Source organism: Arthrobacter pascens (assembly GCF_030816475.1).
GTDB lineage: Bacteria > Actinomycetota > Actinomycetes > Actinomycetales > Micrococcaceae > Arthrobacter > Arthrobacter pascens_B.
This window is the reverse complement of sequence record NZ_JAUSXF010000001.1, coordinates 4,322,003-4,334,299: the sequence shown is the minus strand read 5'-3', so window position 1 is coordinate 4,334,299 and position 12,297 is coordinate 4,322,003. Positions and strand designations below refer to the sequence as shown.

10 protein-coding genes are annotated in these 12,297 nt (G+C 64.8%); all 10 read right to left on the bottom strand.

Translation table 11 applies throughout. The features are described from left to right. Nucleotide 1: 1 nt before the first annotated feature. Nucleotides 2-754 (bottom strand): glycosyltransferase family 2 protein, encoded by a 753-nt coding sequence (locus tag QFZ40_RS19965; RefSeq protein WP_306906532.1) that lies wholly within the window; start codon nt 752-754, stop codon nt 2-4. Nucleotides 755-1,223: 469 nt separating this feature from the next. After that, nucleotides 1,224-2,531: a M18 family aminopeptidase gene (locus QFZ40_RS19960; RefSeq protein WP_306906531.1), complete on the bottom strand. Its 1,308-nt coding sequence runs from the start codon at nt 2,529-2,531 to the stop codon at nt 1,224-1,226. A 65-nt stretch (nt 2,532-2,596) separates the two neighbouring features. Beyond that, nucleotides 2,597-3,541, bottom strand: coding sequence for an intradiol ring-cleavage dioxygenase (locus tag QFZ40_RS19955; RefSeq protein WP_306906530.1), 945 nt, complete (start codon nt 3,539-3,541; stop codon nt 2,597-2,599). Nucleotides 3,542-3,613: 72 nt separating this feature from the next. Further along, the gene (locus QFZ40_RS19950) at nt 3,614-4,306 is read right to left on the bottom strand and encodes a response regulator (protein ID WP_306906529.1); all 693 of its coding nucleotides are present in this window, start codon (nt 4,304-4,306) and stop codon (nt 3,614-3,616) included. Then, nucleotides 4,303-5,643: a sensor histidine kinase gene (locus QFZ40_RS19945; RefSeq protein WP_306906528.1), complete on the bottom strand. Its 1,341-nt coding sequence runs from the start codon at nt 5,641-5,643 to the stop codon at nt 4,303-4,305. The genes QFZ40_RS19950 and QFZ40_RS19945 overlap by 4 nt, the downstream gene beginning before the upstream one ends. 26 nt (nt 5,644-5,669) lie before the next feature. Beyond that, nucleotides 5,670-6,566, bottom strand: a complete 897-nt coding sequence (locus QFZ40_RS19940) for an ABC transporter permease (protein ID WP_306906527.1) — start codon at nt 6,564-6,566, stop codon at nt 5,670-5,672. A 14-nt stretch (nt 6,567-6,580) separates the two neighbouring features. Then, the gene (locus tag QFZ40_RS19935) at nt 6,581-7,531 is read right to left on the bottom strand and encodes an ABC transporter ATP-binding protein (RefSeq protein ID WP_306906526.1); all 951 of its coding nucleotides are present in this window, start codon (nt 7,529-7,531) and stop codon (nt 6,581-6,583) included. Nucleotides 7,532-7,680: 149 nt separating this feature from the next. Then, nucleotides 7,681-9,177, bottom strand: a complete 1,497-nt coding sequence (locus QFZ40_RS19930) for a bifunctional phosphatase PAP2/diacylglycerol kinase family protein (RefSeq protein WP_306906525.1) — start codon at nt 9,175-9,177, stop codon at nt 7,681-7,683. Nucleotides 9,178-9,247: 70 nt separating this feature from the next. Then, complete coding sequence (locus QFZ40_RS19925; protein WP_306906524.1) at nt 9,248-10,444, bottom strand: MFS transporter; 1,197 nt, start codon at nt 10,442-10,444, stop codon at nt 9,248-9,250. Nucleotides 10,445-10,579: 135 nt separating this feature from the next. Further along, complete coding sequence (locus QFZ40_RS19920) at nt 10,580-12,262, bottom strand: ABC-F family ATP-binding cassette domain-containing protein (protein WP_306906523.1); 1,683 nt, start codon at nt 12,260-12,262, stop codon at nt 10,580-10,582. Nucleotides 12,263-12,297 lie beyond the last annotated feature (35 nt).

The following is a 12,297-nucleotide window of genomic DNA, read 5'->3' as shown; positions in this document are numbered from 1 at the left end:
GTCACATTCCCTGCGCCAGTGAGAGAACGGTCTGGGGATCCGTTGGTGTGCGCGGAAAGCGGATGTTGGCATAGGCATACTTCACCCGACGGAGGGCCTCGGGCCTGGCGCCTGCGGTGGGCGCCTCCCACAACGCACATTCCCTCGCCAGCGTGCCAAGGACCCGCCACCCGTCACGGAACGTCTGCAGGTGAGAGGCCCCCGAGATGCGATCCAGCTCAATGCTCGGTACCTCGGCAATGCGCAGGCCTGCCCTGGCCGCACGGACAATCAGCTCGGTTTCTATTTCGAACCCGTCCGACGCTAACTGCAAGACCTCCAGGCATTCCCTCCGGAACGCTATGTATCCGTAGCAAAGATCAGAGTAGTTGCTGTGCAGTACGGCGTTGGCCAACCCGGTAAGCGCCCGGTTGCCGGCATTCCGTAAGAACGTCAGGTCTTCGGACCCGCCGCCGGTGACATAACGTGACCCCTTTACGAAGTCATAGTCGTGCTGCAGGGGGGAAACGAACCAGCCAATCTCCTGAGGGTCCATGCTTCCGTCCGCGTCAAGCATGACGATGATGTCGCCCGAGGCTGCGGCGAATCCCGCACGAACTGCAACACCTTTTCCCTTACGCGGCTCAGCCACGACGACGACGTCGACTCGAAGTGCGCGGGCAACGTCGACAGTGTGGTCCACGGAGCGCCCATCAACAATCACCACCTCGTCCACATACGACGGCATGCGGCGAAGGACCCAAGGAAGATTCATGGCCTCATTGAGCGTTGGGATAACCACACTTATCGACGCCCTCGGCGAGGGGACTGCCGGCTCAGAAAAGGAAATTGGAAGCTGGGTGGAAATAGACAAATGCCTCACCACTTCATGACAGAACGGACAATCCGACGACGTCGCGCTCTACTCGGTAGAAGAGCGCGTCACTAGCTCTTACCGGTCATGGTCTGGTCTCTGGCCCCAGCTCTCATTAGCCTTTGACTCTGCCCGTGTCGTAGAGCCTATGGTCCGGCCAAAGGTAATGTCACGAGTAGTAGGTACTCACTTTTTATCCCCCTATTGAGGCACCACCCGTAGGTACCGGGGTTATTGCAATGCTTATAAATTAGGTATAGGGGTTATTGTCCGGGCGGAAATTAGGTATGGCGGTTTATGCCCGTGCGGCAAAAGAATCGGCTGCGCATTTCAACCACCCGGGCCCGGGCCCGGGTGAGCGGCGGGGTAGTTACGCCACGGTCCGGAAGAATAACTCCGTGACCTTGGCAAGCCTGTGCGGGTCCTCCACTCCGCAGAGCTCGCGGGCGGAGTGCATGGACAGCAGCGGAACGCCGACATCCACCGTTCGGATTCCGAGCCGGGTGGCCGTCAGCGGGCCGATGGTGGAGCCACAAGGCATCACATTGTTGGATACGAATTCCTGGTAGGGCACCTCAGCCCTGGCACAGAGACGGGCCCAGAAGGCAGCACCATTGGCGTCCGTGGCGTAGCGCTGGTTTGCGTTGATTTTCAGTAGCGGGCCGCCGTTGAGGACAGGCTGGTTGGCAGGATCGTGCCGCTCCGCGTAATTGGGGTGCACCGCATGACCGGCGTCGGCAGAGATGCAGAACGACGCCGCAAGCGCCTGCCGCCGCTGGCTCACTGTGGCGCCCAGGCCGTCTGAGATCCGCACCAGTACGTCTTCCAGGACCGGTCCGCAGGCGCCCGAGCGCGAGTTGGAGCCGATTTCCTCGTGGTCAAACGCCGCCAGGACGGCGATCGGCGCGGACGAGCTTGCGGTGCGGGAAGCATGCGCGATCAGCGCGGCCAGCCCGGCGTGGGTGGCGGAAAGGTTGTCCAGGCGTCCGGAGGCGAAGAACTCACCCCTGGCCCCGAAAACCGCAGGCGGCTGCGTGTCCGCCATGACGACGTCGTACCCGCCAATCTCCGCCGCCTTCACGCCTTGCCCGCCGGATGCGTGCTGGGCGAGCACCGCCAGCAGGTCAACATCCCCAGGGCTGCCAAGTCCCCACACAGGGTTCATGTGGCGCTGCTTGTCCAGGGTGAGCCCGTCGTTCACTGCCCGGTCCAGGTGGATGGCCAACTGCGCGAACCGGAGCATGGGCCCTGTGGCGGTCAGGTGCTGCGTCCCATCCAGCATGACCAGCCTGCCTGCCAGTTGCAGCTCACGGTCCAGCCAGGAGTTCAGCAGCGGTCCGCCATAAATCTCGACGCCGGCCTGAAGCCAGCCCTGGCTGCCTATGGTGGGCTTCGGCTTGAGCTTGAATGACGGTGAATCGGTATGCGCGCCCAGGATGTTGAACCCAGTGACCGGGCCGGCCCCCTCCGGCACCACCCACGCGATCAGGGCTCCGTCCCGGATCATGAAGTACTTACCTGCCATGCCTTCCCAGGGGTCCAGCTCGTCCAGGCGGGCAAAACCGGCCGTCTCCAGCCTCCGTGCTGCCTCATGGGCGGCGTGAAAGCTCGACGGCGACGCGCTGACATACGCGCCGAGGTCCTGGATGTGCTCTGCGGCGGAAGAAGGTGAAGGCATGGTCTTGAGTCTAACGCCGGCGGCCGGCCGCCAATCCGGCTTCAGGCCGTGGCTCAGCCGGTGACTCAGACTGTGACGTTGAGCCCTGCGGTGTACCCGGCAGCAGCGGAACCAGTCATGGTGGCCAACTGGTAGATGCCGCCATCGTCGCCGAACACGTTGTCCGATTTCAGGGTGGTGCGTTTCATGTTGGCAACACTGGCCTCGTAGCCTGGTGTGGCGTAAACGTCATCACAGGCAGCCTGGGTCAGGGCTATCTGGGAAACCGCCAGCACCTGCCCCGCCGATGTGGCATTGCTCATGGACTCGAACACCTCGAAGTGGATGTGGGGCCAGCGGCCGGAGTAGGCGGCCGGGAAGATCGAGGTGAAGGTGACCTGGCCGTTGGCGTCTGCTTCCTGGACGCCGCGGAGGTAGTTTTCGTTGGCGAGCCCGGCGTCGTACATGGAGTATTTTCCGCTTCGGTCACAGTGCCAGGCATAGACGGCGGCTCCGGCCAGCGGGACGCAGCCGTTGGCGTTGTCCAGGAGGGTGAGGGTGATGGTCAGAGGTACGCCTTCAGCCTTGGTGCTGGACGTCCCGAAGCTTGAGGTGATGCCCTGGCGGACCACCCCTGATGCTTCCAGGACGTTGGGGCCATTGGAGCCGTCGCCGGGGTAGGGGCCGGCTGTTTCCTTCGGGATTTCCACCCCGCACTCGGCAATGGCCCGGGTCAGCGTCGGCGTGGCGGTAGCGGCTGACGAAGTGGCGGCGGCACTTGCGGTAGCGGTTTCCGCGGCAGTAGCGGTGGCGCTGGACGCCGACGTGCTGGCTGTGGAACTGGACCCGCCGGGTGTGCAGGCGGACAGGGCCACGGCGGCACCGCCGACACCGAAGAACATCCCCAGCGAGCGGCGGCTCATGAGCGTCGAGAGGTCGAACTCCAGGCCGCGGTCGTGGTTGGGGTGCGGCTCCTGCGGCGTCAGGTCAAGGGAGGTGTGGGGATCAGAGGGTGTGTGTGAAGTGTTCATGGGTCCATCAAAGTAGCAGGCACTGTGCCGGGCATAGGGCCTTCCTGTGAGTGGACTGTGAGCCACCAGCTCTCAGTAGTCGGGGTTGCTTGGGACCACCAGGCCCGTCTCGTAGGCGTATACAACGGCCTGGACGCGGTCCCGCAAATGGAGTTTGGTGAGAATCCTCCGGACGTGGGTCTTGACGGTGGCCTCGGACAGGAAATACCGGTGGGCGATTTCCGCGTTGGACAATCCTTCGGCCATGGCCTCCAGCATTTCCGTTTCGCGGGGCGTGAGGTCATCAAGCAGGGGGTCGCGCATGGTGGCAGCAGGAGCAGGGCTGTTGGCGCCTCGTACGTACGTTTCCAGGAGCCGCTGCGTGACTCGTGGCGCCACCACGGCATCCCCGCTGGCAACCACTCGGACAGCATTGATCAGTTCCGGAGGTGCCACGTCCTTCAGGAGGAACGCGGAGGCACCGGCCTGCAGCCCGGCAAAGGCGTATTCGTCCACGTCAAACGTGGTCAGGATGATGATCCTGGCGCCGGATCCGGTGGCGGTGATGGCACGGGTCGCCTCGATACCGTCAAGCACCGGCATCCGGACGTCCATCAGTACGACGTCGGGGTTCAGTTCCCGGACAAGCCGCACTGCCTCGGCGCCGTCGGAAGCCTCTCCTACGATCCGGAGGTCATCCTCGCCTTCGAGTATCAGACGGAAGCCCATCCTGAGGAGGGGCTGGTCATCCACCAGCAGGATAGTGATCCGTTGTTTTTCAGTCATTTCCTGCCTTGAAGTTGTTCGGCTGGTCCGGGCACTGCACTATTGACGGCTTTGGGCACTTCGTCCTCCTGGTCGCCGGGCCAGGCAAGGACAGCCCGGACGCTCCAGCCCTGGCCTTTCCGGCCGGCTTCCACGGTGCCGGAGTAGATCCGGGCGCGCTCGGCCATGCCTGCCAGCCCCTGCCCCGATCCCCAGGCGGGATCCGATCCCTGCCCTGCGCCGTCGTCGAGCACGTCAATGGTGACGGTGGAACCGGCCCGGATAATTCTTACGTCCACCCGGCTCAGGGAACGGGCGTACCGGAGCACGTTCGTGAGGGACTCCTGCACAATCCGGTAGACGGTCAGCCGGAAGGCCGCGTCCTCAGGCAGGGCAGGCCCGGTGTGCGAGTAGTGCAACGGCAGGCCCGCGGTTCTGAAGCCCTCCAGCAGCTTGTCCAGGCTGTCCGCGGATGCGAGGGGCTGGCGGGGCGCCGCCGCGCCGGCGTCGTCCCGAAGCACGCCGAGTACCCGCCGCATGTCCGCAAGCGCCGTGCGGCCGGTGCGGGACAGCTCACCCAGCACCTCGCCCGCGCGCTCCGGACTCTTCCTGACCACCACCGCGGCACCGTCCGACAGGCTGATCATCACCGTCAGCGAGTGCGCCACGACGTCGTGCATTTCACGGGCGATCCGGGTCCGTTCGTTCACGGACGCCAGACTGGCTGTCCTGGCGGCCCACGCCGCAATTTCCTGCTCATGTTCACGCCGCTGCCGCACGGAGATCCCGATTCCGGTGGCGATGACGTTGGACAGTGCAATGGTCGCCCCCGTGGCAATGCTGGACAGGAGCTGGAAGTCGGCGGGATTCGGTCCGGTCCCGTGGACGAAGGGATGTTCCATCGGGCCGACGGCGGCAAGGAGGTACAGCAACGCCAGCGGCGCGGTGGCCGCGGCCAGCGTAATGAACGCGAACCGCCGTGTGTGCACGACGGCCACGGCATACAGCGAAAACCAGAGCCCGGCTGAAACGTTCGAGCCCCACGGATGGAGGAGCGTGACGGCCACTTCAACCACGGCCACAAAGGCCACCAGAACCACAGGATATGTTCGCCGGAAAAACAGCGCGCCGGCCACCGCAAACAGGAGGACCGCCGCCAGCCATGCCCCTGACGTGACGGCATCCGCTACGGTCGGAGCCACCAGCAGCGCGTAGCAGAGGGCCACCACCGCATCCATCATCCGGGGATGCCGGTGCAGGTAGCGGCGAAGCAGGCCGCGGCGCCTGGCGGTGAGTTCGGCAAAGGACGCGTCAGCCTGGCCGGCCGGCGCGTCCTTCACTGGTAAGGGGTCGCTCATGGTCTGAGCCTAGACGTTGCGGCTTCCTAGACGTCGCGTTTCTTCAGCACGACCAGTGCCGGAACCAGGAAGAGAACCACGTAGCCGAGGAAGACCAGTCCGCCCTGCCAGGGGTCGATCACCCCGTCGGTGTGGCCGATGGAAAGGAAGCGTCCGCCGGCCTCACTGGGGATGTACTGCGGCACGTACTTCCAGAATTCACCGGGAATCAGGGTCATGAAGCTCGAAGCGATGGACAGGACGAAGAACATGCCCACCAGGACAGTGATGCCACCGGCCGAGTTCCGCAGCAGGGTCCCCAGGGACAAACCGATCAGTGCCACACCGGCCACGTACAGGCCCCCCGTGAAGACGCTGTACAGAACGCCGTCAGTGGACCAGTCAAGATCAAAGCCCAGTCCCTGGAACACAGGCATCGCAATCAGGAAGGTTGCCACGGCTGCGACTGTGGTGATGACGTAGGAAACCACCGCCAGCAGGATGGCCTTGGCCAGGAAGGCGGGGGTCCGGCGGGGAACCGCGTTCATGGTGGAGCGGATCATGCCCGTGGCGTATTCCGAGGAGATGAACAGCACTGCAAGTGAGCCCAGCACCAGGATGCCGATCTGCAGGCCGGCGTTGGGAAGGTTGTAGAGGTCAAAGCCGGATCCGGGCGGGAAGGACTTTTCCATCATTTCCGGGGTCATCGTCTGGCCCTGGTCCCGTGCGGTGCGCGCTATGTTTTCCAGGTAGGTGTACCGGATCAGGACGGCCAGGCCGCCGACGCCGATGATGGCCACGAGGGTGAGCAGCAACAGGATGCGGGTAGACATCAGTGACCGGAGCTTGATCCATTCGGACCTCAGCACCCGAGGGAAGGTCACGCCGCCGGTACCTGCGGTGGAACTGGCTGTGGAACGGGCACGTGTGCGGGTTTGAGTCATGATGGTCATCGTCCTTACTTTCCTGCCGTCGCGCTGGCATATTCTCCGGCGGGTCCGTCGGCGAGGTGCGAGTGGTACTCCACCTCGTCCTTCGTGAGATCGAAATAGGCGTCTTCCAGGGACGAATGCTGCGGGGTGAGTTCGTAGACCAGCACCCGGTTTTCCAGCGCAACCTGGGCGATCTGCCGCGAATCCATCCCCGTCACTTCCAGGGTCTCCGTCTCGCTCTGGTCCACCTTCACCCCGTCCCCGGCCAGCAGGGCCGCCAGTTGCGAGGCGGAGGAGGTGCGGACCAGTGTGCGTGCCTGGCGTGTTCCGGCGATGATCTGCTGGACGGGGGCATCGGCGATAATCCGGCCCCGGCCGATCACTATCAGGTGGTCGGCGGTCTGGGCCATCTCGCTCATCAGGTGCGAGGAGAGGAAAACGGTTTTGCCCTGGTTGGCCAGGTACCTCACCAGGTTGCGGACCCAGAGCACCCCCTCCGGATCCAGGCCGTTGACCGGTTCGTCCAGGATCAGGGTCTGCGGGTCGCCAAGCAGCGCCGCGGCTATGCCCAGGCGCTGCCCCATTCCGAGCGAAAACCCGCCCGCCTTCTTTTTGGCCACGGCCTCCAGGCCGGTCATCTCAATGACCTCGTTCACCCGGGACTTCGGGATGCCGTGGGTGGCTGCCATCGCCAGCAGGTGGTTGTAGGCGCTGCGGCTCGTGTGGACGGCTTTAGCGTCCAGCAGCGCGCCTACCTCGTGAAGCGGCGCCTTGTGCTCGGCGTACGGGAGGCCGTTGACGGTGACCGTGCCCGACGTCGGCCGGTCCAGTCCCATGACCATACGCATGGTGGTTGATTTGCCGGCGCCGTTAGGGCCCAGGAAGCCTGTTACCTGGCCTGCCTGGACGGTGAAACTAACGCCGCCGACTGCGGCTTTGCCGCCGTAGACCTTGGTCAGGCCTTTTGCCTCGATCATGAGTGTTCCTTCGAACGGCAGCTGCTGGCTGCTGGATGCACGGAAGTGTGGTGTGCATCCTCAACGCTACAGACGGGACGTCCCGGTTTCGCCGGTCTCAGGGATGATTCAGGGTTGATTCAGGGTAGTCCGGACGGATGACCGGCGCTTCAGGGTTGTGGCGAGTAATACGTCAGCGCCCGCCGTTCAACCCTGAACTCCGCGCTGCGCACACCGGCCAGGACCTCGCCGTCGACCGCAAGAACCATCGGCGAACCCGCAGAATCAACGCGGAGACGCGTGGCCTCCCTCAGGTGCGTGATCCTGGAAGTGGCCACGGTTCCGGTCAGGACTGACCAGAGCAGTCGGAGCCGGGCAAGGGATTCGTCCGCGGTGATCATCCGGACGTCCAGTACCCCGTCATCCAGGACCGGGCGCATCAGAGGCGCATGGTCCCGGGGATAGTAGCGGCCGCGCCCGACGTAGGCGATCCAGAGTCTGTGCCGCACACCGTCCACAATCAGTGTGGTCGGTGTGCCTGCAGCAAACGTCCGGAACATGGCGACCACTCCCGCCAGCGGCTTGCCGAGGGCAGGTTGCAGGTGCTCGCGGCGCCTGACCAGGTTGGGGTACATGCCGATGCTCGCCGTGTTCAGCATGATGAGTTCCACGGTCTCCGGGTTCCCGGCCAGGCCGCGCTCCACCGACACCACGCCGACGTCCGCGAGGGCAGCCTCGCCACCCGCCGCCGCTTTCAGTGCGTCCTTGAGGCTTCCGATTCCGGCGTCACGGGCAAAGTGGTTGAGGGTTCCCCCGGGCAGCACGAGCAACGGCAGGGAATGTTCGATGGCGGCCGATGCCGCGGCGCCCACTGTTCCGTCCCCGCCCCAGACACCCAGCGCCTTCGTTCCGGGGAAGGTCGCTGTGGAGCGGATCTCCTGCAGCAGGTTCTCCCCGGAGGCAACGGAATTGATATACGCCTTAGGGAATACTTCCTGCAATGCTGCTGCAGTTTCTTCCGTGAAGGAGCCGCCGAGCGTGTTCACCACAATACTGAGGCCATCACCTCCTGGAAGTTCGGGCGCGGACGTCCACGTGCGGGCGGTGTCCGGAATCGGCGGTCGTACAGGCCACCATTTACGGGTGATCAGGGCCGCCCCCGCACCAATGGCGGAGCCGAACAGGACATCCGATGGCCAGTGGGCGCCGGTATGCACGCGCGAATAGGCAACGGCCGCGGCCGCCGGAGCCAGGGCAGCTCCGAGCGAGGGTTTGACCAGCCCTGCGCCGACCGCGAACGCTATGGCGGATGCCGAATGTCCCGACGGCATGGACGAACTCGTGGGCTGCGGGTGCACGAAGCGGAACACCGGAAGGTGCTCAGGCAGGGGGCGGGTCCGGGGGAGCAGGGTCTTGAACACCACGTTGGTCACGGTGGACGCCACGGCCTGGGCAAGCAGGCCGTGCAGGGCGGCACGCCGGGGTTTTCCAGGGAAGACGGCTATCACCGCCGCCGCACCCATCCACAGCTTGCCGTGGTTGGCCGATGCGGAGAGCAGGCGGAGGAAGTCATCGTGGTTTCCGCCGGGGAACCTCGAAACGCCGCGCACCAGGTGCCGGTCAAACCGGCTGATCCATCCCGGGCCTTTGCGCCGCCTGCTGTGCATCTTCCCACCCTACCGGCAGGGCGCCTGCCTAAGCCGGAACTGATCGTGCCTGCCTTTGAGCTGCTCCTGCCTACTTTGCAGGGAGCGGTTTGGCAGCGCCGGCCAAGACAAGGGCCAGCACAATCGGGGCGAGGATGGCCAGCTGCGCCGGCCGGATACCCGTGAGGTCGCCCAGGTATCCCAGCAGCGGCGGGCCTGCGAGGAAGGAGATATATCCCAGGGTGGACACAACGGAAACCCGGACGGCTGCACGCTGTGGATCATCGGCTGCGGCCGACATGCCCATCGGGAACGCCAGTGCTGCGCCGACGCCCCACAATGCAGCACCAAGGGCTGCCAGCCAGACGTTTCCGGCCAGGACAAAGAGGCACAGGCCTGCGGCCGCCGCACCCATGCTTGCGCGCAGCACCGCCACCCGGCCGTACGCGTCGATGACGCGGCCGCCGAAGAAGCGCATGGCGGTCATGGCCAGCACAAAAAGGGCAAACATCAGTGCACCGGTGGATTCGGACGTGCCAAGGCCGTCGACGGAGGCCTTCGAAATCCAGTCATTTCCGGCACCCTCGGTCAGCGTGGCACCTAAGACCACCACCCCGACCAGCACCGTGCGGCTTTCGCGCCACGCCGAAGGTCCCCTGGGTGCCTTTGCCTCGCCTTCGGCGGGTCTGGCCGCTGCGGTGTGTGGCAGGAAATAGCGCGGGGTCAGCATCGTGACCAGGGCCACGAGTCCGGCGATGGCCAGCAGGTGCACCGGCAGGCCCACTCCTATGTTTGAGAGCCCGGCCCCGATGAGCGCACCGATGAACGCTCCGCCACTGAAGGCTGCGTGGAACTGGGGCATGATGGTGCGCCGGAGCCGGTGTTCGACGTCGGCTCCTTCAATGTTCTGGGACACGTCCCAAAGGCCAATGCCGATTCCGAAGAAAAACAGGCTGACAGCTGTTCCCGCAATGGATTCACCCGAAAGGGACAGTGCAATACCTACGCTGGCCAGAGCAGCCAGCAGCCCGCTGGCGCGGATCGTGTTGGCCGTGCCGATCCTGCTGACCACCAGGCCCGCCGTCGGAAGTGCCAGCAGCGAACCGATAGCTGCGCACAACAGGAGCGTACCCATCTGCCCCGAGGTCACGTGAAGGGTTTCCGTGACGGCCGGAATCCGGGCGGCCCAGCTGGCGAAAACCAGGCCGTTGACGCCGAAGACCACCACTGTGGCGACTGCTGCTGCCTTGAGTGCAGGACCGGCTTTGGTGCTGGTGTTGATGCTCATACGTTCACTACTTCCCCTGAGAGCTTGTTGAGGCAAAAACCCTCCCTCACCTTTCGCAACGAAAACCCCAACGCTTCCTCAGATGATGTGAGGAAGCGCCCGGCCCTAAGCTGCAAGATCTGAGGGATCATCGGTTTAGCGGGCGCGCTCCACCCGCTTTTCATCCCATACCGGCTCCGTCGATTCGTAAACCCGCCCGTCGGAACCGAACACCAGGAAGCGGTCAAATGTCCTGGCAAACCAGCGGTCATGGGTGACGGCGAGGACGGTTCCCTCGAAGTGGTCGATGGCCCGCTCAAGCGCCTCGGCCGAGTGCAGGTCCAGGTTGTCGGTGGGCTCATCCAGCAGGAGCAGCGTGGCTCCGGACAACTGCAGCAGGAGGATCTGGAACCTGGCCTGCTGACCACCGGAAAGGGACTCGTACTTCTGCTCGGACTGCCCGGCCAGGCCATAGCCGTCCAAGGCACCCGCGGCGGCCTCCCGGCCCAGCCCGGAACGGTGCTCGTCACCGCGGTGGAGAATCTCCAGGAGTGTCTTGCCCAGGAGATCGGGCCGAACGTGGGTCTGGGCAAAGAATCCAGGCCGGATGCGCGCACCCAGCTTCACGGTACCTTCGTGCGGCACCTCGGCGATTTCTACATCGGAGACAGGAACGTGCTCGCGCTCAGGATCGGTGCCACCGGTGGCGAGGAGGCGTAGGAAGTGGCTCTTGCCGGAGCCGTTGGAACCAAGTACCCCCACGCGGTCACCGAACCACACCTCAGTGGAGAACGGCTTCATGAGCCCGGTCAGCTCCAGCTTTTCGGCCACGATGGCCCGTTTCGCCGTGCGACCGCCCTTGAGCCGCATCCGGACGTTCTGCTCGATCGGGAGGGCCTCCGGCGGCCCGGCCTCCAGGAATTTGGCCAGCCGGGTCTGGGCCGCGTGGTACCGGTTCGCCATGTCAGAACGGAATGCTGCCTTGTTCTTGTACATGTTGACGAGTTCCTTGAGCTTCACATGCTCCTCGTCCCAGCGCTTGCGGAGCTCCTCGAAGCGGGCGTTCCGGTCGGCCCGGGCGTCCACGTAGGAGCCAAAGCCGCCACCGTGGACCCAGGCGCCGGCCCCGTTGATGCCCGGCTCGAGTGTGACGATGCGTCCCGCGGCGTTGTTCAGCAACTCGCGGTCGTGGCTGATGAAGAACACTGTTTTCCTGGACTCGTTGAGCTTGTCCTCGAGCCAGCGCTTGCCCGGAACGTCCAGGTAGTTGTCTGGCTCGTCCAGGAGCAGCAGTTCGTCGGGCCCGGCGAAGAGCGCCTCCAGGACCAGTCGTTTCTGCTCACCTCCGGAAAGGCTCGACGCCGGCCGGTGCTGCGCGCGGTCGAACGGCAGGCCCAACGCGGCCATGCACACCTCGTCCCAGACGGTCTCCACGTCATAGCCACCGGCATCGCCCCAGTCCACGATCGCCTGGGCGTACCGCATCTGGGACGGTTCATCGTCGTGCTCCACCATGGCGAGCTCGGACTCATCGACGGCACGGGCAGCCGCGGCCAGCGCCGGGGGAGCCGCGGACACCAGGAGGTCGCGGACTGTGGAATCGTCCCGGACCTGCCCCACGAACTGACGCATGATCCCCATGTTCCCGGAGCGGCCGATCACGCCTTCGTCTGGCGTGAGGTCGCCGGAGATGATGTGGAACAGCGTGGTTTTGCCGGTGCCGTTGGGTCCGATGAGGGCCGTTTTGGTGCCGTCCGGGACCTTAAAGGTCACGCTGTTGAGCAACTGGGTGCCGTCGGAGAGGAAGTAGTCGATGCCGGAAACGTCAATATGGGCCACGCCAACAATCTTCCCACGGGCACGCGCGGCCCCAG